This window comes from Altererythrobacter sp. TH136 (assembly GCF_007065885.1).
Taxonomy (GTDB): Bacteria; Pseudomonadota; Alphaproteobacteria; order Sphingomonadales; family Sphingomonadaceae; genus Tsuneonella.
Genome location: NZ_CP041409.1, coordinates 2,296,849 through 2,320,930 on the forward strand (window position 1 = coordinate 2,296,849; position 24,082 = coordinate 2,320,930).

Here is a 24,082-nt window from a genome sequence, read left to right on the forward strand (position 1 = left end):
TTACTGCGCCACCCGGCGGCCGAAGCCACCCTGGGGACGATATGCGCTGGGCGCGGCGGACACCGCGTTGGGCGCGGCGAACACAGTGCGGCGGAAGTTCTTCTCCAGCCGGTCGGATACATAGTTCCAAAGCGCGGCGACCTCGGCGGCCGAGCGGCCTTCGGGGTCGACTTCCATCACCGTGCGGCCGTCGATCATCGAGGCGGCGAAGTCAGTGCGGTGGTGCAGCGTGATCGGCGCGACGGTTCCGTGCTGGCTTAGCGCGACGGCGGCTTCGGACGTGATCTTGGCCTTGGGCGTCGCGGCGTTGACTACGAAGATCAGCGGCTTGCCGGCCCGTTCGCACAAATCGACCGTGGCGCCGACGGCGCGCAGATCGTGCGGGCTGGGGCGGGTGGGAACGACGATCAGTTCGGCCACACCGATGACCGACTGGATCGCCATCGTGATCGCCGGCGGAGTATCGATCACCGCCAGTTTGAAGCCCTGCTGGCGCAGCACCTGGAGATCGCTGGCGAGTCGCGCCACTGTCGTCTGGGCGAAAGCCGGATATTCGGCCTCCCGCTCGTTCCACCAGTCGGCCAGCGATCCTTGCGGATCGATGTCGATCAGCACCACCGGCCCGGCGCCGGCGCGCTGCGCCTGTACGGCCATGTGCCCGGACAAGGTTGTCTTGCCCGATCCACCCTTCTGCGAAGCCAATGCCAGTACCCGCAAGGCTGGTCCCCCTGAAAAACCCGTTGCCAAAGTGCACCCATGCACCCTTCGCCAGAGGAGATCGCAGCATACCCCTAATTTAACGTTAATCCTCCCGTCGGCGGTGCCACTGCTGGGCGCCCGAAAGTGCCCTCCACAGAAACCCTTTGCTAACGGCTGGTTCACTATGTCACGCTGGTCATCAGCCCGTTCATCGGGCGACAGGGGAAGAGCTCGATCACCATGCGCCTGACGCACTCCATCGCCATCACGATGCTCGCGGCGGGGCTCGCGTTAGCCTCGATCCCGGCGCACGCGGACGTGAAGGCGGGCGTGGACGCGTGGGCTTCGGGAGACTTCGCGCGCGCGATCGCGGAATGGAAGGGACCCGCCGCCAAGGGCGATGCGGATGCGTTATTCAACCTCGCCCAGGCGTATCGGCTTGGGCGCGGGGTGCCCGAAAACATTGCCGAAGCCGAGAGCCTGTATGCACGCGCGGCGGCGAAAGGGCATCTCAAGGCGGCCGACAACTATGGCCTGCTGCTGTTCCAGGACGGCCGCCGCGAGCAGGCTTTGCCGTATGTCACCGCCGCTGCCGAACGCGGCGATCCGCGTGCGCAGTACCTGCTGGGGATCGCCTATTTCAACGGCGACCTGGTAGTGCGAGACTGGGTGCGGGCTTACGCGCTGCTAACGCTGGCGAACGCGGCTGACCTGCCGCAAGCGCGGCCCGCGATCCAGCAGATGGACGAATTCGTGCCGTTGGCGCAGCGCCAGCAAGCGCAGTCGCTGGCGGCGCAGATGCGCGCGCAGGCAGATGCCATCCGCACTGCGCAGTTGTCCGCGGCGGATCTGGGGCAGGGCTTCGATGGCGTAGTGCAGACGCCGGTGCGCACCGCCGCGGTGCAGGGATCTCAGCCGATTGCTGGCGCGCCGGCTCCGCTGTCCGTGGCTTCTGCCGAAGCCGCGGTGGCCGAAGCCATGCGCGCGACCGGCACCGAAAGTCCGGCTGATGCCGGAGCGGACTTTGCCAGGCCGGCGCGGGCCCAGGTTGCCGCTGCGCCGCCGGTGCGCGAGCGCGCGCAGGTGCAAGCGGCGCGCGCCGCTTCGCCCGCTCGCGCCGAAGCGCCTGACACGAGCGGACCGTGGAAGGTTCAGCTCGGTGCCTTTGCAGTGGCCGGCAACGCCGACCGGCTGTGGTCGCAGTTGACGGGCAGGTCGGTGCTTTCCGGCAAGAGCAAGGTCACTATGCGATCCGGACGGTTGACCCGGCTTCTTGCAGCCGGGTGGGCGACGCAGGGCGACGCGCAAGGTGCGTGCAACGCGCTCAAGGCGGCGGGGCAGGGCTGCATCGTCACCCGTTGAGCCGGGGCCGCGACCAGCCTACGGGCGCGCGGTGAGCGCCGCCGATCCTTCCGCCCTGCCGACGGCGACCGGCGAGCGACTGGTAAGCCTCGATTTCATTCGCGGCATCGCGGTCATGGGCATCCTGGCCGCCAACATCGTCGCCTTTGGGCAACCTTACATGGCCTACATGTGGCCCGGCGGTTTTGTGACCGCGCACGGCCCGGTGTCCGATTGGCTATGGGTTGCTCAGTTCGTCTTCGTCGACGGCAAGATGCGCGGATTGTTCACGCTATTGTTCGGGGCGGGGCTGGTGCTGTTCGCCGACCGGGTGACGGTGCGTACGGGCTCGTCCTGGGTGCAGGTGCGGCGGCTCGGCTGGCTGCTGGTCTTCGGGCTGGCGCATTATTACCTGCTGTGGCGCGGCGACATCCTGACCCTTTATGCTCTATGCGGGTTGATCGCGCTGCTCGTCTTACGCTTGCCAGCGGTCCACCAACTAGCGGCGGGCCTGACCATGTACTTGTTCGGCGCGGTGCTGAACTCGCTGCAATATGGGCTGATGTGGGCTGCCAGCGAGAAGTCGTTGGGTGCGAACCCGCAGTATGCGCCGCTGGCGCGCGATGCGGCCGCCATGCTCGACGGTGAACGCGCCGACGCCTTGCGCGAGATCGCGATCAACACCCGCGGCTCGTATGCCGACTACGTCGCCCACGCGTGGGGCGATCACCGGTGGAACTGGATCGACCAGTTCACGCACACCGCGCTCGAAACGGTGCCATTGATGCTGGTCGGCATGTCTCTTTATCGGACCGGGCTGTTTGACGGGAGGATCGACCGGCGCACCCAGGCCCGGTGGGGCTGGTGGGGGCTGGGCGCCGGTACGGCAATGACGCTCGCGCTCGCGCTGGGGGCCCTCGCCGATGGGCTGACCTACACGGGCACGATGTTCGCGTTTCTGGGACCCCAGACCCTCACCCGGTTGCCCGCGATCTTTGGCCTTGCGGCGCTGCTCGCGCTGTGGGCGCCGCAGGCGACCGGCTGGCTCGGGCGCCGGGTCACGGCGGCGGGCCGGATGGCATTTTCGAATTACCTTGGCACCTCCCTCATCATGCTGGTGGTGTTCCAGAGCTGGGGCCTGAACCTGTTCGGCGCGCTCGACCGCCCGAAGCTGTATCTCGTGGTGTTGCTGGCATGGCTGGCGATGCTCGCATGGTCGCAGCCATGGCTTGCACGGTTCCGGTATGGCCCGCTCGAGTGGCTGTGGCGCTGTCTCACCTACGGTCGGATTTTCCCGCTGCGATAGCACTTGCTCTTGCGACTTGTTCGCATTAGCTTCCGATTCGTCATGTACATCTGTGTCTGCAACGCCATCAAGGAATGCGAGTTGCGCCGGGCGGCGCTGCGGAGCACCGGCGATGCAGAGGCGCTCTATGCGGCGCTCGGCAAGCGACCGAACTGCGGTCAATGCCTGGACGAAGCCGACGAGATCGTGGAGGAAGAGCGGACACTCGCCTCCGTCCCCATTGCTGCCTGACGCTGCGACGCACTCGCAATTGGCGGATTTCCGCCGTTTACCGGCTGTTTTCCTTGCTCGCTTGGCCGCGCGTCGCCATAACCACGGCTAGGCCGCGACAGGAGATACCAGAGTGAAGAGCGACCCCCAGGTCATCGATTTTCTCAATCGCGCGCTCACGAACGAACTGACCGCGATCAACCAGTACTGGCTGCACTACCGCGTGCTGCACCACTGGGGCATCCACAAGCTGGCCGAATACGAGCGTCACGAATCGATCGACGAGATGAAACACGCCGACGTGCTGGCAGAGCGCGTCCTGTTTCTCGATGGCCTACCCAACTTCCAGGCGATCCACCGGCTGAAGGTGGGGGAAACGGTCGAGGAGATTCTGCGCGCCGACTTGGCGCTGGAGATGGAAGCGATCCCGCTGCTGCGCGACGCTATCCAGCACTGCGAAACGGTGCGCGACTATGTCAGTCGCGAAATCTTCGAGCGGATCCTCGAAAGCGAGGAAGAACACGTCGACTTCCTCGAGACCCAGTTCGAGATGATCGAGCGCATGGGTCTGCAGAACTATGTCCAGCTCCACAGCGAGCCGGCGGGCGAAGGCGGGACGGGCGCCTAGTCCTTCCCGAACGGGTTCTTCGGGCTTTTCAGTACGATCCGCAGCGGCACCCCGTCGAAACCGAGCGCGCTGCGGATCGAATTCAGCAGATACCGTTCATAGCTCGCGGGCAGCATGTCCAGCCGAGTGCCGAACACCACGAACCGCGGCGGGCGCGTGCCGGCCTGCGTGATATAGCGCAGCTTGATGCGCTTGCCCTTGGGGGCCGGCGGCGGGTTGGCTTCCAGCGCATCGTCGAACCAGCGGTTGAGGGCTGCTGTCGGCACCCGTTTCGACCAGGCATCGCGCAACACGAATGCCGCCTGCAGCATCTGGTCCAGCCCCTTGCCCGTCCGCGCGCTCACCGCGAACACCGGCACGCCCTTCACCTGCGAAAGGCCGTCCTCAAGCGCACCCTTGATGCCGTTGAACAGGCTGCTTGCGTTCTCGGCGATGTCCCATTTGTTGATCGCGATCATCAGCGCGCGGCCTTCTTCCAGCACGTGCGCGGCGATCTTGAGGTCCTGATGTTCAAGTCCGCGCGTGGCGTCGAGCAGCAGGACGACCACTTCGGCGAAGTCGACCGCGCGCTTGGCATCGGCGACCGACATCTTTTCCAGCTTGTCGACCACCTGGGCACGCTTGCGCATCCCGGCGGTGTCGATCAGCCGCACGTCGCGCACCTCGCCGTCCGCATCGGTCCATTGCCAGTCGACCGCGATCGAATCGCGGGTGATCCCCGCCTCTGGCCCGGTGAGCAGGCGATCCTCGCCCAGAAAACGGTTGATCAGAGTGGATTTGCCGGCGTTCGGCCGCCCGACGATGGCCAGCTTGAGGGGCCCGAGTTCAAGCTCCTCCATGTCAGCGGGCTCGCCTGCGCGGTCGGCGGCCGCACGCTCGGCCTCCGCCGCGCCGATCAGGGGCCACAGCGCTTCGAACAGGTCGGCCACGCCTTCGCCGTGCTCTGCACTGAGCGCCACGGGTTCGCCGAAACCAAGGGAGAACGCCTCGAACAGTCCGGCGTCACCGGCGCTGCCCTCGGCCTTGTTGGCCACCGCCACCACCGGAATCTCCTGCGTGCGCAGCCAGCGGGCGATCTCCTCGTCTAGCGGCGTCAGGCCGGCGCGAGCGTCGATCACGAATAGCGCCGCATCGGCTCCCTCGACGCTGACCTCGGTCTGCTTGCGCATCCGGCCGGGGAGGGTCTCCTCGTCCTCGTCTTCCCACCCGGCGGTGTCCACGATCGTGAACTCCAGCCCGGCCAGCACCGCGTCGCCCATGCGGCGGTCGCGGGTGACGCCGGGCTGATCGTCGACCAGGGCGAGCTTCTTGCCGACCAGCCGGTTGAACAGGGTCGATTTGCCGACGTTGGGCCGGCCGATGATGATGACCTCGGGTTTCATGCCCGCCTCAGGTGGCCGCTCGGCACGCGCTTGGCAAGCGAAGCGGTCGGTAGGGCGATGTTAACCCTGGCGCGGCAGCTTAAGGGACATGAGGGGAAGGTTCATCATCGTGGCCGGTGCGATCGGCCTGGGCTGGTCCGGCATGGCGCAGGCCGACGCCTCGGCCAGCTTCGATCCGGGGCAGCGCGCCGAGAGCCAGGAGTTGCAGCCCTATCTGCAATGCGTGCCCTATGCGCGCGAACGGTCCGGCGTGCAGATCTATGGAGATGCCCGAACCTGGTGGGACCAAGCGGCCGGACGCTACAAGCGCGGTATCCGGCCCCGGGCCGGCGCGGTGATGACATTCCGCCCCTCCGGCGCGATGACGCTGGGCCATGTCGCCGCCGTGGCGCGGGTGATCGACGACCGGACCGTGCTGCTCGATCACGCTAACTGGTCGCCGATCGGCGGGCGTCGCGGGCAGATCGAGCGCGGGGTCAAGGCCGTGGACGTGTCGCCCGCTAATGATTGGAGCCAGGTACGCGTGTGGTACGATCCGATCGGCGGCCTCGGAACGACCGCGTGGCCGGTAGCGGGTTTCATCTACAACGAGCGCGACAACGAGGACGCCCCGTTAGGCGGACCGCGCGTGCTGGCAAGCGCAGGCTATAGCGCGCACGCGGTGAAGCCGCCGATCTCCGCCAAACCGACCAAGCGGTTCGCTGCGGCTTTCGCCTCTTTGGAAAGCCCGCGCATCGAAAAACCCGCGCCCAGGCGCGTAGCGCTGACGCAGGCGCCGGCGCGAACCGCAGGCAGGCCAGCGGCGGGCGATCCGATCGCGACCGCACTGGCGCGTTACGACCGCTAGTCGGACTTGCGGGCCACCGGCGGCTCGTCGCCCAGGTCTTCGAACCAGGCTTCGACGGGGCCGTTGAGCTTCAGCGTCAGCGGCTGGCCCTTGCGGTCCATCGTCTTGCCCGCCTGCACCCGAATCCAGCCTTCGGAGATGCAATACTCCTCTACGTCGGTCCGCACCCGGTCCTTGAACCGGATACCGATGCCGCGCTGCAGCGAATCGGCATCGAAGAACGGGCTCTGCGGATTGACCGAGAGGTGATCGGGGGGTGTCTGGCTCTGCTCGTCGCTCATGGGTCGGGCCCTTAGTCGGCACGGGCCTGACCGGCAAGTCAGTCGGGCGGCAGTTCAGCCTCGGGCGGCGCCGCCCGCTCCGGGTCCGGGCGGACACCGGCGTTGCGACGCTCGATGTCGATTTCGCTGGGGCCGATGTCGAGCACCGGGCCGTCGTCCGCAAAATCGCGGTCGTCTTCGCCCAGTTCATCGGCTGACAGCGGCGTGGTCGCCGGGTCTGGCGGCGGGACGGGAGTGCCCATGCTCAGTTCAGCGGCGGCAGTTCGGTCGGCTGCTGGCCGGGTTGCAAGGTATCGGGCGAAGGCGCCTCGATCTCGCCGGGCTGCTGCATCGGCTCTTCCGCCGGCGCTTGCGAGGGCTGGGTTTCCGGGGGGCTTTGCGGGTCGATCCGGTCGGGACCGGGGTCGGGCCGGATTTCGGGATTGGAGGCCATGGGCAGTTCCTTTCGTCGGGCATCAACGCGGGGATACGGCGGGGTGTTCCACGCGGCTTGCCCTTTGCCCGCGCGCGCTGTAACGGCGCACCCCTGTTCGCGCAGCGGGGCCTAACAGCCCACGCGCGGCTGCGTTCGGGATGCGGGCGTGGCGGAATTGGTAGACGCGCTGGTTTTAGGTACCAGTATCGCAAGATGTGGGGGTTCGAGTCCCTTCGCCCGCACCACCTTCCGCCCGGGCCCGAGCGCAGTGACACGTTTGCATCGAAAAGGCTTTTGACCGTCCCATGAAGATCGAAGAGACCACCAACGAAGGCCTGCGCCGCACCTATGCCGTGACCATCCCGGCCCAGGACATCGACGCTGCGATCGAAGCCGAGGTGAAGAAGATCGCGCCTCAGGTGCGCATGCCCGGCTTCCGCCCCGGAAAGGTGCCAGCCAACCTCGTCAAGAAGATGCACGGCGAGGCGATTCACGGCCAGGTGGTCAACGAGCAGATCCAGGGCGCGGTAGACGGCCTGATGCGCGACAAGCAACTGCGTCCCGCGATGCAGCCGCAGGTCCAGTTCGGAGACGGTTATGAGCAGGGCAAGGACGCGACCCTGACGGTCGATGTCGAAGTGCTGCCCGAGATCGAGGCGCCGTCGCTCGACGGTCTCAAGCTGGAACGGCTGACGGTGCCGGTTGCCGACAGCGAAGTGGACGAGGCGGTGAACAACATCGCCAGCCAGCAGAAGACCTTCAAGGATTCGCCGAAGAACCGGAAGGCCGCTGACGGCGACCAGTTGATCATCGACTTCACCGGCTCGATCGACGGGGTCGAATTCGAAGGCGGCAAGGCGGAAGAGACCCCGCTGGTGATCGGCGCCAACCGCTTCATCCCCGGATTCGAGGAGCAGCTTGCCGGTGCCAAGGCCGGCGACGACAAGACCATCACGGTCACTTTCCCGGCCGACTATCCGGCCAAGGAACTCGCCGGCAAGGATGCCCAGTTCGCAATCCACGTGCACAAGGTGCAGGTGGAAGACGAAACCGCAGTGGACGAGGAATTCGCCAAGTCGCTCGGCCTCGAAAGCCTGGAGCAACTGCGCGGCCTGCTGAAGGGCCAGCTGGAGCAGGAGCTGAACGGCCTCACCCGCACCGCCATGAAGCGTCAGCTGCTCGACACGCTCGCTTCTGGTCACGACTTCCCGGTGCCGCAGGGCATGGTCGATGCCGAATTCGAACAGATCTGGCAGCAGCTTCAGCAGGAAGCCGCTGGCGAGGAAGACCCTGAGGCGGCGCTCAAGGAGATCGAGGCAGAAAAGGCCGATTACCGCGCCATTGCCGAACGCCGCGTGCGTCTGGGGCTGCTGCTGTCCGAAATCGGCCAGGCAAACGGGGTGCAGGTGACCCAGCAGGAAATGAGCATGCTCATCCAGCAGGCAGCCCAACAATACCGCCCGGAAGACCGTGACCGGTTCATGGAACTCATCCGCACCAACGACATGGCCGCCGCCCAGCTGCGCGCGCCCTTGTACGAGGACAAGGTGGTCGATTTCCTGTTCGACAAGGCTGATATCACCGACCGCGAGGTGACCCGCGAGGAACTGCAGGCCGCGATCGAGGCGGAGGAAACTTCTGCCCCTGCCGCTGCCGCAAGCCCGGCCGGAAAGAAAAAGGCGCCGGCGAAGAAGGCCGCCAAGGCGCAACCAGCCGCCGATGCTCCGGCTGAGGACGCTCCGGTTGCCGGCGAGGCTTCGTCGGAAGACGCCACGCCTGCCAAGCCGGCAAAGAAAGCCGCGGCCAAGAAGAACGCTGAGGCGACCGAAGACAAGTCGGCGGCCAAGAAAGCGCCGGCGAAAAAGGCTGCTGCCAAGAAGTAAGCTGCGCTGCGGCGGAACCTGTTGCTACGTAAGCCGGTTCACGCCGTATGGAGCACTGGATCCGCGAATTTACCCTCGCCACCTCGCTGGTGGTGGAGGGTATCGCGGCGCTGATCGTCGCGTTCGCGGTTGCCGAAGCGGTCGCGCGGCTGGTCATGTCCATCCCCCGCCACAGCGGCGCGGCGCCCGGGCATGTGTCTCATGGCGTGAAGGAAGAGATCCGGCTGCGGCTGGGTCGCTGGCTGGCGCTGGCGCTGGAACTGCTGCTCGGTGCCGACATCCTGCGCACGGCAGTCGCGCCGACCTGGTCGGAGATCGGCCAACTTGCTGCCGTCGCCGCCATTCGCACCTTGCTCAATTTCTTCCTCCAGCGCGAGATCGCGGCTGAGGAGGTACGCAAGAGTGCGCAGAGAGCTAAGCTTGACGAGAGTGACGGCCGCGGCGGAGCGGCAGACCCGACGGCGGAATAGGCCGAGCCCTCGCTGAAGCTGGCCAACGCGAATGCTGCGGAGAGCACCTGCCGCTTCGGGCGACATTCCACCGGGGATTGCAGGCGTCGGGGTTAACGCCCTTGAACATGCGCCGGCCACTCGCGACATAGGCGGCCGACAAGAGACGGAAGGACAGAGTTTTCATGATCGACGTGTTGGGCGGCTACGGCGAGACCTACGGCAGCCAGGGCAAGTTCACTCGCGACCCGTTCACCGGCGCACTGGTGCCGGTGGTGGTCGAGCAGACCAGCCGCGGCGAGCGCAGCTTCGACATTTTTTCCCGCCTGCTGCGCGAACGCATCGTGTTCGTGACCGATCAGGTGGAAGACAACATGGCTTCGCTGATCGTGGCGCAGCTGTTGTTCCTCGAAAGCGAAAACCCGTCCAAGCCGATCAGCATGTACATCAATTCGCCCGGCGGCGTGGTCACGGCCGGCATGGCGATTCACGACACCATGCAGTATATCAAACCGCGCGTTTCCACCGTCTGCGTCGGGCAGGCCGCGTCGATGGGCAGCTTCCTGCTCGCCGCCGGTGAGCCGGGCATGCGCATCGCGCTGCCCAATGCGCGGATCATGGTGCACCAGCCCTCGGGTGGCGCGCGTGGCATGGCTTCGGATATCGAAATCCAGGCACGCGAGATCCTGCGCATGCGCACTCGTCTCAACGATCTGTACGCCAAGTACACCGGTAAATCGCTGGAGGAGATCGAGAAGGCGATGGACCGCGACACCTTCCTCGAGGCTGAGGAAGCCCGCGCGTTCGGCATCGTCGACAAGGTGTTCGAAACCCGCCCGGAGAGTGAGACCACCGGCGAGGGCGAGGGCAGCGGCGGCGCGCCGGAGTGAGCCGTAGCATTTCGGCAACCGTGCCCCTTCAGCTTGGCGCAAGGCGCTCAGTGCTAGGCGCTGCAGGTTGATTATCGAAAATCCGGCCCTACGGTCGGCGAATCCCGCATTGCTGCAAGCCGCGGGCCTTGAAGGTTTCAGGATATGACCAAGTTGAGCGGATCGGACTCGAAAAGCACTCTGTACTGCAGCTTCTGCGGCAAGTCGCAGCACGAAGTGCGCAAGCTGATCGCGGGCCCCACCGTGTTCATCTGCGACGAATGCGTCGAGCTGTGCAACGACATCATCCGTGAAGAAACGAAGGCCGGGATTGCCGGGCGCAAGGAAGGCGATGTGCCGACCCCGCTCGATATCTTCGTCACGCTCAACGATTACGTGATCGGGCAGGACCGCGCCAAGCGCGTTCTGTCAGTCGCGGTGCACAACCACTACAAGCGGCTGAAGCACGGCGGCAAGGCGGGCGACGTCGAGCTCGCCAAGTCGAACATCTTGCTCGTCGGCCCGACCGGGTGCGGCAAGACGCTGCTCGCGCAGACGCTGGCGCGCACATTCGACGTGCCCTTCACCATGGCCGACGCCACCACGCTGACCGAAGCCGGTTACGTGGGCGAGGATGTCGAGAACATCATTCTGAAACTGCTGCAGGCGTCCGACTACAACGTCGAAAAGGCGCAGCACGGGATCGTCTACATCGACGAGATCGACAAGATCACCCGCAAGGCGGAAAACCCCTCGATCACCCGCGACGTGTCGGGCGAAGGCGTGCAGCAGGCGCTGCTCAAGTTGATGGAGGGCACCACCGCCTCAGTCCCGCCGCAGGGTGGGCGCAAGCACCCGCAGCAGGAATTCCTGCAGGTGGACACCACCAACATCCTGTTCATTTGCGGCGGTGCGTTCGCCGGGCTCGACAAGATCATCGCCGACCGCCTGCAGAAGCGCTCGATCGGTTTCGGCGCGCACGTCGCCGATCCGGACAAGCGCCGGGTGGGCGAGCTGCTCCAGAAGTGTGAGCCGGAGGATCTTCTGAAGTTCGGGCTGATCCCCGAATTCGTCGGTCGCCTGCCGGTGATCGCCACGCTCAATGACCTTGACGTCGACGCGCTGGTGCAGATCCTGTCGGAGCCGAAGAACGCGCTCGCCAAGCAGTACGCCAAGCTGTTCGAACTTGAGGACGTGGAACTTACCTTCACCGATGACGCCCTGCGCGCGATCGCCGAACGCGCCATCCAGCGTAAGACCGGCGCGCGTGGCTTGCGCTCGATTGTCGAGGGCATGCTGCTCGACACGATGTTCGACCTGCCCGACATGGACGGGGTAACCGAGATCGTCGTCGACAAGGATGTGGTCGAAGGCCGCAAGGACCCTGTCCGGGTGGTCGAGGCCAAGAAGGACAAGGAAGAAGCTGCCTGAGCATGGCGGCCACGGTGATCGTGATCGTGATCGCGATCGCCGGGGTCTCTGTGCTGTTCGGTCTCGCGTTGCGAACCAGCCGGCGCTTCGGACGCTTCGAGCAACTGCCCACACACTTTGACTTGCGCGGCCGGGCCGATGCGTTCGGGCCGGCCAGGGTCATTCTGTGGATAGTCCCCGGCATCCTGATGAGCACGTTGGCACTGATTGCCGCGATCATGTTCATCGTCCCGCGCGAGGCGCAGAACGGCAATCCGGTGGTGGGCATCGTGATCACGGTGGTGACGCTGGTTGGCGCGCAAGTGCTGATTGGGTGGCTTCTACAACGATGGGCGGCAACGCAGGTCTAAGTGTAACTCGCTCGCCCTCGTGGGTCAGAATCGGTTGGCCAATCTCATCAGGCGCGCCCGAACCTCGCTCATGTCGATCGACATAGTCGCCGGGTGCGGGACGTTCTTCAGCGCAGGCAGGGCCAGCGACGCGTAGTGGCTTGCCTCCTTCTTGCGTCCGGCAAGATCAAGCACCAGCGCCTTGGCCACGAAGACTTCGGGATCGGCGCCAAAGGCGCCGTCTTCCGCCACGTCATCCATCAGGGCCATTGCGCGCGGCAAACGCTCCGTGCGGCGGAACGCGCCTACTAGGAACAGGTAATCGACCGGCTGGATTACAGACGAGCGCGACCCGGGCGGACGGTCCAGCGCCGTCTCATACGCGCCGAGCGCTCCATCGATGTCCCCCAGCGCCACCTTGGCAGTCGCAAGGTAAAGCAGCGCCCGCGGCGTCTCGAACTCGTCGCCGAACGCGATGGAGCGCTCCAGCAGTCCGACCGCCACGTCGGGATGCCCCGCGATCAGGTAAAAGCCCTGGAGCGACAGGTTCTGCGCCTTCTGGTGGCGCGAGCGGGCCAGGCGCCGCTCGAAATCGGCGGCGATTTCGTCCGACCAGTTGGTGTTACGGTACCAGCCCACCTGCCCGGTGTTAGGTGCCGCGGATTAAATCCGGGTTAGCGCAATCGTCCTCGCACCGGTCAGTTTCGACCTGCACGGTGGTATGGCCGATGGCGAACTCATGCTCCAGATCATGCGCCAGGTCGCGCAGGAAGGCGTCGCCGGGGTGGCCTGCGGGAATGACCAGATGGGCGGTCAGCGCGGCTTCGGTGGTGCTCATCGGCCAGATGTGGAGATCGTGCACCGCCGTCACTCCGGGTAGCGCTGCCAGGTGCGCGCGCACCGCGGCTTCGTCGATATGCTCGGGCACGGCGTTGAGGCTCAGTTTAACGCTGTCCTTGAGCAATCCCCAGGTGCCCCAAGCGATCACCAGCACGATCACCAGGCTGGTGACGGGGTCGATCCATCGCTCTCCCGTCAGCAGGATGGCCGCGCCTGCGATCACCACGCCGAGGCTCACCAGCGCGTCGGCGGTCATGTGCAGAAAGGCGCCGCGGATGTTGAGATCATGCTTGCGCCCGCGCATGAACAGCAGCGCCGTGGCGCCGTTGATCAGGATGCCGATGCTGGCCACGGCGATCATCGTGCGCCCCTCGACCGCGGGTGGCGCGGCCATGCGGTTCAGCGTCTCGAATGCAATCGCCCCGATCGCCACCAGCAACAGCCCCGCGTTCGCCAGCGCCGCCAGGATGGTCGAACTCTTGAACCCATAGGTATACCGCCCCGACGGCGCGCGCCGCGCGAGCACGCTGGCACCCCACGCCAGTGCTAGGCTGAGCACGTCGGACAGGTTGTGGCCGGCATCGGCCAACAGCGCCATCGATCCCGCGAGGAAGCCGTACACCGCCTCCACCACGACGAACGCCAGGTTGAGCGTCACCCCGATCGCGAACGCGGGGCCGTGGTTCACCGGCCCGTGCCCGTGCCCGTGCCCGTGTCCGTGGTCGTGAGAATGTGCGGCGCTCATCTTACTCGTAGATACAGGCGTCGAGGCCGTCCCGCCGCACGACACCGATGCGCGCGGCGATGGTGTTACCATAGCGGCGCACGAAGCCTGACGGGCTGACCACCGACCGCTCTTTGGGCAAGGGCAGCGCGGCGACCATGCGCGCGGCCTCCGTGCGGGAAAGACGGTCTGCGGAGTGGCGGAAATACCGCTGCGCGCCCGCTTCGGCGCCGTACGTCCCGATGCCGGTCTCGGCGACGTTGAGATAGACTTCCATGATCCGCCGCTTGCCCCACAGCTTCTCGATCAGGAACGTGAACCACGCCTCCAGCCCTTTGCGGAAATACCCGCCGCCCTGCCACAGGAACACGTTCTTGGCGGTCTGCTGGCTGATCGTGGAGCCGCCGCGGATGCGGCCGCCCCGCATGTTTTTCTTGATCGCCGCCTCGATCGCTTCCTGATCGAAACCTGCATGGGTGCAGAACTTGCCGTCCTCCCCCGCGATCGCCGCCGCAACCAGGTTGCGGTCGATGTTCGACAACGGCTCCCAGTCCTTGGTGATGCCGTTGCCGTCCATGATCATCGTCGCGGTAACTGGAACCGGCACGAAGCGGAACACGATCACCAGCACCAGGCTGAGCGCGATGAAGCCGACGATCAGCTTGGCGAGGAGCTTTCCGAACCGGAACATGCCTGTCGTCTAGCGGATGCCGGGCAAAAGAAAACGCCCCCGATCGGCTGACCGGGGGCGCTCTGTTCGATTGGGCGGGAAGATCAGCCGGCCACGGGCGCCGGCAGCAGCCGCTCGCCGGCGATGCGTTGCATCGCCTTCTGCAGCTTCTCGAACGCGCGCACTTCGATCTGGCGGATGCGTTCGCGGCTTACGTCGTAAACCTGGCTAAGTTCCTCCAGCGTTTGCGGATCGTCGGTCAGTCGGCGTTCGGTAAGGATGTGCTTCTCACGCTCGTTGAGGCTGTCCATCGCCTCCACCAGCATTTCGTGACGCACGTGCGCTTCCTCGACCTCGGCGGTGATCTCGTCCTGCAGCGGACGGTCGTCCTTCAACCAGTCCTGCCATTCGCCAGCGCCTTCTTCGCCGTTGCGCATCGAGACGTTGAGCGAGCCGTCGCCGCCCATCATCATCCGCCGGTTCATGTTGATCACTTCCTGCTCGGGCACGCCGAGGTCGGTTGCGATCTTGGTCACATCGTCGGGGTGAAGGTCCGAATCCTCGAACGCCTCCAGCTCCTTCTTCATCCGCCGCAGGTTGAAGAACAGCTTCTTCTGCGCGGCGGTGGTGCCCATCTTGACGAGCGACCACGAGCGGAGGATGAATTCCTGGATCGACGCCTTGATCCACCACATCGCGTACGTCGCGAGGCGGAAGCCGCGATCGGGTTCGAACTTCTTGACGCCCTGCATCAGGCCGACGTTGCCTTCGGATATAAGATCCGACACCGGCAGGCCGTAGCCGCGATAGCCCATGGCGATCTTCGCCACGAGCCGCAGGTGGCTGGTCACCAGCTGCGCCGCGGCTTCCGAATCTTCATGTTCGGCATACCGCTTGGCGAGCATGTATTCCTGCTCGGGCTTCAGAATGGGGAATTTCTTGATCTCGGCCAGATAACGGTTGAGGCTCTGTTCGCCGTTCAACGCGGGGACCGCGATCTTCTTGGATGTACTCACTTAAACCCTGACCTTTCCTGCGTCGCCTCGATTATCGGGACCCCTGCACGGGCATCCGTCGGGCTGGGCACGCTCTGCTGTATATAGAGGGTTGCATGCTCGGTTGGCAGTGCTTTTCATCGATCTCAATGAGCGGTTCGGTCGATAAGTTCCGCCATGTCGGCGGGCAGTTTCGCTGAAAAGACGAGCCGTTCCGCAGTAACCGGATGGAGGAACCCAAGGCTGGCGGCGTGAAGCGCCTGACGGGCAAACCCGAGCTCCCGGAGGAGCGGCCGCAGTGGCTTGGGATCGTGTCCATAAACCGGATCCCCCACTAGCGGATGACCGATTGACGCAAGGTGAACCCGGACCTGGTGCGTGCGCCCGGTTTCCAGCCTGCATTCGATCAGGGTGCAGTCGTGCAGGCGCTGGAGAGTGCGGAAATGAGTCACCGCGTGCTTACCACGCGAACTGTCTGCGGGCAGTACCGCCATCTTCTTGCGGTTGGCGTCCGACCGGCCGAGGCGCGCGGTCACGGTGCCTTCCCCCGGCTTGGGATGGCCCGCGCAAACCGCCAGATAGGTTCGCTCGATCGAGTGATCCGCAAACTGCCGTGCCAGCCCTTCGTGCGCGGCGTCGCTCTTGGCGACGACCAGCAGGCCCGAGGTGTCCTTGTCGATCCGGTGCACGATGCCGGGGCGCAAGGTGCCGTTGATGCCCGAAAGGCGCCCCGCGCAATGGTGTAGCAAGGCATTGACCAGCGTGCCGTCAAGATTGCCCGCCGCGGGATGCACCACCAGCCCGGCTGGCTTGTCGACTACGATCAGGTGATTGTCCTCGAACACGACATCGAGCGGGATATCCTGCGCCTGCGCGTCGAGCGGGGCGGGCGGGGGCAGGGCGATCGCGAAAGCTTCGCCGCCACGGATCTTCCCGGACGGGTTGGTCGCCGTTTGCCCCGCGACCGTGACCGCCCCGTCGGCGATCAGCTGCTTGATGCGTTCGCGCGACAGGCCGCTCGCATGGGCCAGCGCCTTGTCCAGGCGGCCGGGCGTGGGCAGAACCCCATTGATGATTTCCCCATCTCGCATGCCGGCGCCCATGCTAGGAAGATGGGCGATGGGGATCGAAGTCTCAAGCTGGGTGGTGGAGCGGCTGATCGCCGAAGCCGCCGACGCCTATCCGCTGGAAGCGTGCGGGCTGCTGCTCGGCCACGAGCGGGTGGAGCAGGTCCGCCCGTGTGCCAACGTCCATCCCGATCCCGCGCGGCATTTCGCAATCGACCCGCAAGCGCTGATCGACGCCCACCGGGCGGCGCGCGGTGGCGGGCTGCAGGTCATCGGTTATTACCATTCCCACCCCCTCGGCCCGCCCGCCCCGTCAGCCACTGACCGCGCGCACGCCACGGGCGACGGCAGGGTGTGGGCGATCGTCGGCGAAGGGAGGGTCGGCTGGTGGCGAGATAGCGCGACGGGCTTCGAGCCACTTTCCTACCGGCAAGCGGGCGGGTAGGGCACTGCACATGCACTTCATCGCTTCCTCTTGCCGACTGCTGACCGAGCGGTTGGGGCGGGGCGAGGTTTCTTCTACAGAACAGTGTGACACGTGTGACACATCCTACAGGATCGCCTCCCTTACATGAACGATACCGACAGCCTCGACCTTGCAAGCATGCTCTGCTCGCGCCTGTGCCACGATCTGCTGTCGCCGGTAGGTGCGCTGACCAACGGACTGGAGCTGCTCGCCGACGAGCGTGATCCCGACATGCGCCAGCGGTGCTTCGAATTGCTGGAGCAGAGCGCGAAAGTGAGCGCGGACAAGCTCAAGTTCTTCCGCCTCGCGTTCGGCGCAGCCGGCGGGTTCGGCGAAAGCGTGCCGGTCGATGAGGCCCGCAGCGTGACCGAGGCACTGGTCGGCGATGCCAAGCGGGTAGAGCTCAACTGGGCACTCAGCGCCGACCGCCTGCCCAAGGGCGCGGTGAAGGTGCTGCTCAATTTCGCGCAGATCGGGCTCGACGCGCTGGTGCGCGGCGGGACGCTGGATGTGGGTGCCGAGAGCCGCGACGGCGCGAGCGAGATCGTCGTGCGCGCCGCGGGGCCGCGGATCGCGTTCGATGAGATCATCGGCCGCGCGCTAGAAGGCCGCCTGAAGCCCGGCGAACTGACCAGCCGGACGGCGGCGGCGCATATGCTCAGCATGGTGGCGGCGCAGGCGGGCGGGGGCCTCCAATACATGCTGTCGGACGATGCGCTGGTGCTCGGCGCGGTGCTGCCGGGGGCCTGACGCGTGGACGAGCTCGTCCACCGCGCCGTACCATCGCCCAACTGGGACGAGCGCGCGTTGCCGATTTCGATGGTCGTCCTGCATTATACCGAGATGCCCAGCGCCGAGGACGCGCTGACCCGGCTGATCGATCCGGAGGCCAAGGTCAGCGCGCACTACCTGATCAGCGAAGCGGGCGAGGTCATCCGGCTGGTCGACGAGGACAAGCGCGCGTGGCACGCGGGGCAGAGCTACTGGCGCGGCCATCCCGACGTGAACTCGGCCAGCATCGGCATCGAGCTCGATCATCCAGGTCACGCACTCGGTTACCGCGATTTCGCCGATGCCCAGATCGATGCGCTGGTCCCGCTGCTCGCCCGGATCGTGCAGGAGTACGACATTCCGCGAGCGAACGTCATCGGCCATTCGGATGTCGCGCCGGCGCGCAAGATCGATCCGGGCGAACTGTTCCCGTGGGACCGGCTTGCCGAATACAAGCTGTGCCTGCCGCGGCCCGACAAGCTGGAACAGGGCGATCCGTTCGACAACGATGCCGCGTTTTACCTAGCGCTCGAACGGTTCGGATATGACATCACCGATGGGCACAAGGCGGTGGAGGCGTTCCAGCGGCGCTGGCGGCCCGACAGGATCGACGGGGCGATCGACGGCCAGGTGCGTGCGATCCTGTTTCAGCTTCTGCTGGACCGCGACCGCGGGCTTGCTAGATAGGGAAGGCCAGGGGGCTGGGCAGCCGCGAGCAGATTTCTGTTCGAGGAAAGTCCGGGCTCCACGTAACAAGGGTGGCGGGTAACGCCCGCCGTGGGCAACCATAGGGAAAGTGCCACAGAGAGAAGACCGCCTTGCTTCGCAAGGTAAGGCTGAAAGGGTGCGGTAAGAGCGCACCGGGGCGTTGGTAACAGGGCTCGCATGGCAAACCCCACCCGGAGCAAAGCCGAATAGGGGCGGCGCGCTGCTTGCAGCAGGTCGGATACGGACCAGTCGCCCGGGTTGGCTGCTCGAGCCGGCGAGCAATCGTCGGCCTAGATGAATGGCTGCCCCCGCGCGGCCGGTCCTCTCACGAGGTACCGTGCGCGGGACAGAACCCGGCTTACAGGCCCCCTGGCATCGGCTCTGCTGGACAATCTTCGGGCGGCGCGACAAGGCACGTCAACGAGTCTTTTGGGGAGCCATACTGCATGATCCGTTCCGCCCTGTTCCTGTCGGCCTGCGCGCTCGCTTTTGCCGCCGCGCCCGCCACCGCCGATGAAGGCATGTGGACCTTCGACAACTTCCCGACCGCCAAGATGAAGGCGGACTATGGCTGGGCGCCGGATCAGGCCTGGCTCAACCGGGTGCAGAACGGCGCGGTTCGCCTGACGGGGGGCTGCTCGGCCAGCTTCGTGTCGCCGCAGGGGCTGATCCTGACGAACCACCACTGCATCGCCAGCTGCCTTTACGACAACTCCACGGCGGCGACCGATTACCTCGATCGCGGTTTCGTGGCCGCGCGCCGCGACTTGGAGCTGAAGTGCCCGGGTCAGCAGGCAGAGGTGGTGACCCGCATCTCGGACGTGACCAACGATGTGAAAGCCTCGTTCGGATCGCTCACCGGCGAAGCGCTGACCAAGGCGCGCGATGCCAAGATTGCCGAGATCGAAAAAGCCGGGTGCACCGATACGGCCACCACCCGCTGCCAGGTCGTGACGCTGTTCGGCGGCGGCCAGTACAAGTTGTACCAGTATCGCAAGTACTCGGATGTCCGCCTCGCATGGGCGCCCGAGGATCGCGCGGCGACGTTCGGCGGCGATCCCGACAATTTCAATTTCCCGCGCTACTCGCTCGATGCCAGCTTCCTGCGCGCGTACGAGAACGGCCAGCCGGTCAGCACGCCCAATCACCTGAAGTGGAACCCGCGTCCGCCCAAGGAAGGCGAGACGACCTTCGTGGTCGGCAACCCCGGCTCGACCAGCCGCCTCTATACCTCGAGCCAGCTCGCCTTCACGCGCGAAGTCGCGCTGCCCGTCACGGTTGCCACGACGTCCGAGCTGCGCGGCCGCCTCATCCGCGCCATGCAGGAAAGCCCTGACCGCCAGCGTGAAGGCCTTGATACCCTGAACGGGATCGAGAACAGCCTGAAGGTCTACATCGGCCAGTCTAAGGCATTGAACGACCCCGCGTTTACCGGGAAGCTCGCCGCTGCGGAGGCGGACCTGCGCGCCAAGGGCGCAGGGGGAGCCGATCCGTGGACCACAGTGGACACCGCTGTTGCCGCTTACCGCCCGCTTTATCTGGCGCAGCGCTTCACCCAGCCATCGAGCCAGCTCTACTCGTACGCGCGCACCCTGGTGTTCGCGGCGCAGGAACGCGCCAAGCCCAACGCCGAGCGGCTGCCCGGGTACACTGACAGTGCGCTTCCCCTCCTGGAAAAGCGCACCCTGGACGCGCGCCCGGTCTACCCGTGGCTGGAGGAACTGCGGCTCAACTGGAGCCTGTCGAAGGCCCGCGAGTACCTCGGCGCCGACGATCCGGACACGCAGCTTTTGCTCGGCAAGGCCAGTCCCGAAGGCCTGGCCACCTCGTTGGTCAACGGCACCAAGCTGGCCGATCCGGCGGTCCGCAAGGCGCTGTGGGATGGCGGCATAAAGGCGATCCGCGCGTCCGACGACCCGATGATCGTCTATGCGCTGCGTTTGGCGGATCGTCAGCGCGAACTGCAGCGGGCGACCGAGACGGTGTATGGCGCGCCGTTGGCGATCGCCGGTAGCCAGCTCGCCGATGCACGGTTCGCGGCGTATGGCGACAGCGCGTACCCGGACGCAACCTTCAGCCTGCGCATCAGCTACGGCAAGGTCGCCGGGTGGATGGAGCGCGGCAAGCAGGTGCCGTTCCAGACCACGCTTGGCGGCACGTTCGACCGCGCAACCGGCAGCGAGCCGTTCGATGCCCCGTCCGCCTTCCTCGCTAACAAGGCGAAGATCGATCCGCGCACCACGTACGACTTCGTGACGACGAATGACATCATCGGCGGCAATTCAGGCTCGCCGGTGATCGACCGCGCGGGCACCGTGATCGGGGCCGCCTTCGACGGCAACATTCACTCGCTCGGCGGGACGTACGGCTACGACGGCACGCTCAATCGAACGGTCGTGGTGTCGACCGACGCGGTGCAGGAAGCACTGGAGAAGATCTACCCCGCGCCGGCTCTGGTGAAGGAACTGGCGGCGAAGTAACTGATCGGCACGGCGCGGCTTTCTCGGCCGCGTCCGTTGCCGATGATTGCGGGGCTCCGGCCGCGCCGGCAGCTCACCCGCGCGGCGTTCTCAGCTGCGACCGATGCTCGTGTATGCGAACCCGGCAGCGCGGACGTCTTCGGGCCGGTAGATATTGCGCAGGTCCACTAGCACCGGCGCCTTGGCGATTTGCTTGATCCGCGCGAAGTCGAGCGCGCGGAACACGTCCCATTCGGTGACGATGACCACCGCGTCGGCGTCGCGGATCGCTTCGTAAGGACTGGTGCACATCTCTACATCCGGCATCAGCGGCCGGGCTTGCTCCATGCCTTCAGGGTCGTACGCGGCCACCGAAACGCCCGCATCGATCAGCGCCTGCGCCACCGCGATTGCCGGGCTGTCGCGCATGTCGTCCGTGTTGGGCTTGAAGGTGAGGCCCAGCAGCGCAACTTTCTTGCCGCGCGCAGCCTCCACCCCGCCAATCGCATCCAGCACCTTGCGGCCCATCGCCCGCTTGCGGGTGTCGTTGACCTTGACCACCGCTTCCACGATCCGCACCGGGCTGTCGTAGTCCTCGGCCGTCTTGAGCAGGGCCAGCGTGTCCTTGGGGAAGCAGCTTCCGCCATAGCCGGGACCGGCGTGGAGGAACTTGGGGCCGATGCGGTTGTCCATGCCGATCCCGCGGCTGATGTCCTGCACGTTGGCGCCGACCTTTTCGCACAGATCGGCTATCTCGTTGATGAAGGTGATCTTGACCGCCAGAAATGCGTTGGCGGCATACTTGATGAGTTCGCTCGAACGCCGGCTGACGAAGAGGATCGGGGATTCGTTGAGGAACAGCGGGCGATATACCTCGCGCATCACCTCGCGGCCGAAATCATCCTCGGCGCCGATGACGATCCGGTCGGGCCGCTTGAAATCGCCGATGGCCGCGCCTTCGCGCAAGAACTCTGGGTTGGAGACCACCGACACGCGATGCGGGCAGCCGCTGTCGGCGATGATCCGTTCGACCTCGTCGCCGGTGCCGACCGGCACGGTCGATTTGGTGACCACCACCGCATCGTTTTCCAGCGCTTCGCCTACCTCCTGTGCGACGGCGTGGACAAACGACAGGTCGGCATGGCCATCTCCGCGCCGGCTGGGCGTCCCCACCGCGATGAAAATGGCCGAAGCGCCGCGGATCCCGGCGGTGAGATCAGTGGTGAACGAAAGCCGCCCCGCCTTGACGTTCGCCGCGACCAGTGCGTCGAGACCGGGCTCGTAGATCGGCATGATGCCGTCTTCGAGCCGCCCGATCTTGACGGCATCCTTGTCGATGCAGACCACCTCGTGCCCAAAATCGGCGAAGCAGGCTCCCGAGACCAGGCCGACATATCCCGAGCCCACCATCGCGATCTTCATGCCGTCAGTGCTCCGTGTTCGATGTGCGTCGCGCCATCACGCTCCACCGCCTGGATGACTCGTCGTTCGGTCCCCTCCAGCACGAGAGCGGTCAGGCAACCCGAGCGATAGGCGCCGGTATCGATCCCGATCCGATTAGATCGCTGGTCGAGCCCGTCCGTGATCGTGTGGCCATGGATCACAAAGTGTTCATGCGGCTCGGCATGGTCGAGGAACGGTTCACGGATCCAACGCATATGATGGTCCGCCTGCTCCGCCAGCGGGACGCCGGGCGCGATGCCCGCATGCACGAACAGGTAGTCGCCGGCGACGAGGTAATCCTTGGCGCTGCTGAGAAACTGCCGATCCTCCTCCGGCAGCGCATTCGATAACAGCTGCTGCACCTCTTCAACGGTCGCGCGATCGTAGTCTTGACGGGAAATCCCGTAACTCAGCGCGGTTTCGCGACCGCCATGCCGCAGGAAGTGGCGCAGCACGGCCACGTCGCTGAGCCCTCCGAGGAACATCTCCTCGTGATTGCCGGCGAGCAGCTTGACCCGACGTGTGGCTTGCCAAACGCGCGCGCGGGCTACCACGCCCGCGCTGTCCGGCCCCCGATCAACGAGATCGCCCAGCAGGACAACCGTAGTTTCCGCTGGAGCAGCGGACGCGTCGTCCTGCTCAATCGCGGCAATGAGGGCTTCGAACAGATCCAGGCGGCCATGAATGTCACCCACCGCATACCAGCGAGTGCCTGGCGGTACTGCGGGAGGCGGACGGTCTGCTGCGCGGGGGCGCAGCCGGAACATTTGGCGGAGCGGTTCGAACATCAGGCGCGGTCGCATAGGCCACGGTATCCTGCCGGGCAATGAACGATGCCTGCGGGCGATGGCTGTGATGCATCGAATCCACATCGGCACGTCTCCGGAAGGCGACGCGCCGTTTTTTCTTGTGCGATGCAGCAACTCGCGGCAAGAAAGTTGCGCATTGGCTGCCAAACGCCCGCGAGCACGATGGGCTTCAGCCGCGGCGCAGGTGGGACGATCGGCACAAACGAGGAGTTTGCCATGCTAACGTCCATCCGCGGTCTTGGGGCCGCAACCATTCTGGGTCTATCCGTCGTCGCGGCGCCTGCTTTCGCGCAGGACGAAAGCACTGCCGCCACCGGCGGCTTGTCCGTGTCCGGCAGCGTCACGCTGGTGTCTGACTATCGCTTTCGCGGCGTATCGCTGTCGGGCGGAGATCCGGCCATCCAAGGCGGCGTGACTGTCACCAGTGACACCGGGTTTTATGTCGGAACCTGGGCATCCTCGATCGACGATGGCGGCACCGACGTATTCGGCGACGTCGAGGTCGATCTGTTCGGCGGGTGGAGCGGCGCCGTGTCCGAAGGCATCGGACTCGATGTGGGACTGCTGTATTACGCCTACCCATCCAACGGGGCCGGGATCGATGCCGAGTACTTCGAGCCTTACGCGACGGTCTCAGGCGATCTCGGACCAGTCTCGGCCAAGTTCGGGGTCAATTATGCGTGGGATCAAAAGGGATTGGCCGACGACAATCTGTATCTTCATACCGAATTGAGCTCGGCCATTCCGACCACGCCGCTGACGCTGTCGGCGCACCTGGGCTATACCGATGGTTCGCTGGCGCCGACATTGCTCGCAGGCACGGGTGATGACAGCGCGTTCGACTGGTCGGTGGGCGCCAGCGCCACCGTCCTTGGCAGCGTCACCCTGGGTGTCTCATACGTCGGTGTGGAAGGTCCCTCGATCGACGGGCTGACGGACGACGCGGTGGTGGTGTCCTTAGGCGCAAGCTTCTGAGCCGAATTGCGGGGCCGGTTTTCGCACCGGCCCCGACTTCGGCCATCGCCCGAGACCGCTAGTGATCAGTCACCCGCAGGACCAA

General features: G+C 65.6%; 27 protein-coding genes, 1 tRNA gene and 1 other RNA gene. 17 read left to right on the top strand and 12 right to left on the bottom strand.

Translation table 11 applies throughout. The features are described 5' to 3' along the window. Positions 1–717 carry a ParA family protein gene (locus tag C0V74_RS11145; RefSeq protein WP_131621892.1) on the bottom strand — a complete coding sequence of 239 codons (717 nt, stop codon included), beginning with the start codon at positions 715–717 and terminating at the stop codon, positions 1–3. A gap of 222 nt (positions 718–939) precedes the next feature. Between C0V74_RS11145 and C0V74_RS11150 the strand changes: the two genes are divergently transcribed. From C0V74_RS11150 to bfr, 4 genes are all read left to right on the top strand, one after another. Then, positions 940–2,061, top strand: a complete 1,122-nt coding sequence (locus tag C0V74_RS11150; RefSeq protein WP_143251809.1) for an SPOR domain-containing protein — start codon at positions 940–942, stop codon at positions 2,059–2,061. Positions 2,062–2,092: 31 nt separating this feature from the next. After that, complete coding sequence (locus tag C0V74_RS11155) at positions 2,093–3,346, top strand: DUF418 domain-containing protein (protein ID WP_246844858.1); 1,254 nt, start codon at positions 2,093–2,095, stop codon at positions 3,344–3,346. A 42-nt stretch (positions 3,347–3,388) separates the two neighbouring features. Beyond that, positions 3,389–3,577 (top strand): (2Fe-2S)-binding protein, encoded by a 189-nt coding sequence (locus tag C0V74_RS11160; RefSeq protein ID WP_131621896.1) that lies wholly within the window; start codon positions 3,389–3,391, stop codon positions 3,575–3,577. A gap of 112 nt (positions 3,578–3,689) precedes the next feature. Beyond that, positions 3,690–4,184 carry a bacterioferritin gene (bfr, locus tag C0V74_RS11165; RefSeq protein ID WP_143251810.1) on the top strand — a complete coding sequence of 165 codons (495 nt, stop codon included), beginning with the start codon at positions 3,690–3,692 and terminating at the stop codon, positions 4,182–4,184. On the opposite strand, the gene der is transcribed toward bfr, so the two are convergent. Beyond that, the gene (der, locus tag C0V74_RS11170; protein ID WP_143251811.1) at positions 4,181–5,566 is read right to left on the bottom strand and encodes a ribosome biogenesis GTPase Der; all 1,386 of its coding nucleotides are present in this window, start codon (positions 5,564–5,566) and stop codon (positions 4,181–4,183) included. The genes bfr and der overlap by 4 nt on opposite strands. 142 nt (positions 5,567–5,708) lie before the next feature. Between der and C0V74_RS11175 the strand changes: the two genes are divergently transcribed. After that, positions 5,709–6,413: a CHAP domain-containing protein gene (locus C0V74_RS11175; protein WP_143252287.1), complete on the top strand. Its 705-nt coding sequence runs from the start codon at positions 5,709–5,711 to the stop codon at positions 6,411–6,413. On the opposite strand, the gene C0V74_RS11180 is transcribed toward C0V74_RS11175, so the two are convergent. From C0V74_RS11180 to C0V74_RS11190, 3 genes are read right to left on the bottom strand one after another with little or no spacing between them, the layout of a single operon-like run. Further along, positions 6,410–6,694 carry a DUF3297 family protein gene (locus C0V74_RS11180; RefSeq protein ID WP_143251812.1) on the bottom strand — a complete coding sequence of 95 codons (285 nt, stop codon included), beginning with the start codon at positions 6,692–6,694 and terminating at the stop codon, positions 6,410–6,412. The genes C0V74_RS11175 and C0V74_RS11180 overlap by 4 nt on opposite strands. Positions 6,695–6,732: 38 nt before the next feature. Next, complete coding sequence (locus C0V74_RS11185) at positions 6,733–6,936, bottom strand: hypothetical protein (RefSeq protein WP_143251813.1); 204 nt, start codon at positions 6,934–6,936, stop codon at positions 6,733–6,735. Between the two features lie 2 nt (positions 6,937–6,938). Continuing rightward, complete coding sequence (locus tag C0V74_RS11190; RefSeq protein ID WP_131621905.1) at positions 6,939–7,127, bottom strand: hypothetical protein; 189 nt, start codon at positions 7,125–7,127, stop codon at positions 6,939–6,941. A gap of 142 nt (positions 7,128–7,269) precedes the next feature. On the opposite strand from C0V74_RS11190, the gene C0V74_RS11195 reads away from it, so the two are divergent. The 6 genes from C0V74_RS11195 to C0V74_RS11220 all read left to right on the top strand — a co-directional run bounded on the left by C0V74_RS11195 (position 7,270) and on the right by C0V74_RS11220 (position 12,091). Continuing rightward, positions 7,270–7,354: transfer RNA gene (locus C0V74_RS11195), tRNA-Leu, on the top strand. 60 nt (positions 7,355–7,414) lie between these two features. Continuing rightward, on the top strand, positions 7,415–8,992 hold the full coding sequence (gene tig / locus C0V74_RS11200; RefSeq protein WP_143251814.1) for a trigger factor: 1,578 nt from the start codon (positions 7,415–7,417) through the stop codon (positions 8,990–8,992). A gap of 47 nt (positions 8,993–9,039) precedes the next feature. Continuing rightward, entirely contained in the window at positions 9,040–9,462 is a 423-nt protein-coding gene (locus C0V74_RS11205) for a DUF1622 domain-containing protein (RefSeq protein WP_143251815.1), read from the top strand. Between the two features lie 164 nt (positions 9,463–9,626). Then, entirely contained in the window at positions 9,627–10,331 is a 705-nt protein-coding gene (locus C0V74_RS11210) for an ATP-dependent Clp protease proteolytic subunit (protein ID WP_131621911.1), read from the top strand. A gap of 144 nt (positions 10,332–10,475) precedes the next feature. Beyond that, positions 10,476–11,741, top strand: coding sequence for an ATP-dependent Clp protease ATP-binding subunit ClpX (gene clpX / locus C0V74_RS11215; RefSeq protein WP_131621913.1), 1,266 nt, complete (start codon positions 10,476–10,478; stop codon positions 11,739–11,741). A 2-nt stretch (positions 11,742–11,743) separates the two neighbouring features. Beyond that, positions 11,744–12,091: a hypothetical protein gene (locus C0V74_RS11220; RefSeq protein WP_143251816.1), complete on the top strand. Its 348-nt coding sequence runs from the start codon at positions 11,744–11,746 to the stop codon at positions 12,089–12,091. Between the two features lie 24 nt (positions 12,092–12,115). On the opposite strand, the gene C0V74_RS11225 is transcribed toward C0V74_RS11220, so the two are convergent. The 5 genes from C0V74_RS11225 to C0V74_RS11245 form a co-directional block, all read right to left on the bottom strand. Beyond that, positions 12,116–12,709: a hypothetical protein gene (locus C0V74_RS11225; RefSeq protein WP_143251817.1), complete on the bottom strand. Its 594-nt coding sequence runs from the start codon at positions 12,707–12,709 to the stop codon at positions 12,116–12,118. Between the two features lie 10 nt (positions 12,710–12,719). Further along, complete coding sequence (locus tag C0V74_RS11230; protein WP_143251818.1) at positions 12,720–13,655, bottom strand: cation diffusion facilitator family transporter; 936 nt, start codon at positions 13,653–13,655, stop codon at positions 12,720–12,722. A gap of 1 nt (position 13,656) precedes the next feature. Further along, positions 13,657–14,325, bottom strand: coding sequence for a monofunctional biosynthetic peptidoglycan transglycosylase (mtgA, locus tag C0V74_RS11235; protein WP_143251819.1), 669 nt, complete (start codon positions 14,323–14,325; stop codon positions 13,657–13,659). An 83-nt stretch (positions 14,326–14,408) separates the two neighbouring features. Then, positions 14,409–15,320: an RNA polymerase sigma factor RpoH gene (gene rpoH, locus C0V74_RS11240; RefSeq protein WP_210413413.1), complete on the bottom strand. Its 912-nt coding sequence runs from the start codon at positions 15,318–15,320 to the stop codon at positions 14,409–14,411. 125 nt (positions 15,321–15,445) lie between these two features. After that, the gene (locus C0V74_RS11245) at positions 15,446–16,402 is read right to left on the bottom strand and encodes an RluA family pseudouridine synthase (RefSeq protein WP_143251820.1); all 957 of its coding nucleotides are present in this window, start codon (positions 16,400–16,402) and stop codon (positions 15,446–15,448) included. Positions 16,403–16,418: 16 nt separating this feature from the next. On the opposite strand from C0V74_RS11245, the gene C0V74_RS11250 reads away from it, so the two are divergent. The 5 genes from C0V74_RS11250 (at position 16,419) to C0V74_RS11270 (ending at position 20,791) form a co-directional block, all read left to right on the top strand. Beyond that, positions 16,419–16,811 (top strand): M67 family metallopeptidase, encoded by a 393-nt coding sequence (locus C0V74_RS11250; RefSeq protein ID WP_143251821.1) that lies wholly within the window; start codon positions 16,419–16,421, stop codon positions 16,809–16,811. A gap of 126 nt (positions 16,812–16,937) precedes the next feature. Then, positions 16,938–17,582 carry a histidine phosphotransferase family protein gene (locus C0V74_RS11255; RefSeq protein ID WP_131621927.1) on the top strand — a complete coding sequence of 215 codons (645 nt, stop codon included), beginning with the start codon at positions 16,938–16,940 and terminating at the stop codon, positions 17,580–17,582. 69 nt (positions 17,583–17,651) lie between these two features. Then, positions 17,652–18,290: an N-acetylmuramoyl-L-alanine amidase gene (locus tag C0V74_RS11260; RefSeq protein ID WP_131621980.1), complete on the top strand. Its 639-nt coding sequence runs from the start codon at positions 17,652–17,654 to the stop codon at positions 18,288–18,290. A gap of 6 nt (positions 18,291–18,296) precedes the next feature. Continuing rightward, positions 18,297–18,688: RNase P RNA component class A (gene rnpB / locus C0V74_RS11265), an RNA gene on the top strand. Between the two features lie 69 nt (positions 18,689–18,757). After that, on the top strand, positions 18,758–20,791 hold the full coding sequence (locus C0V74_RS11270; protein ID WP_143251822.1) for a S46 family peptidase: 2,034 nt from the start codon (positions 18,758–18,760) through the stop codon (positions 20,789–20,791). A gap of 90 nt (positions 20,792–20,881) precedes the next feature. Here C0V74_RS11270 and C0V74_RS11275 read toward each other — a convergent pair whose 3' ends face one another. After that, positions 20,882–22,192, bottom strand: a complete 1,311-nt coding sequence (locus C0V74_RS11275) for a UDP-glucose/GDP-mannose dehydrogenase family protein (RefSeq protein ID WP_143251823.1) — start codon at positions 22,190–22,192, stop codon at positions 20,882–20,884. Beyond that, positions 22,189–22,908: a metallophosphoesterase family protein gene (locus C0V74_RS11280; protein ID WP_349236010.1), complete on the bottom strand. Its 720-nt coding sequence runs from the start codon at positions 22,906–22,908 to the stop codon at positions 22,189–22,191. The genes C0V74_RS11275 and C0V74_RS11280 overlap by 4 nt, the downstream gene beginning before the upstream one ends. A 330-nt stretch (positions 22,909–23,238) precedes the next feature. Between C0V74_RS11280 and C0V74_RS11285 the strand changes: the two genes are divergently transcribed. Beyond that, positions 23,239–23,997: a TorF family putative porin gene (locus C0V74_RS11285; protein WP_143251825.1), complete on the top strand. Its 759-nt coding sequence runs from the start codon at positions 23,239–23,241 to the stop codon at positions 23,995–23,997. Positions 23,998–24,082 lie beyond the last annotated feature (85 nt).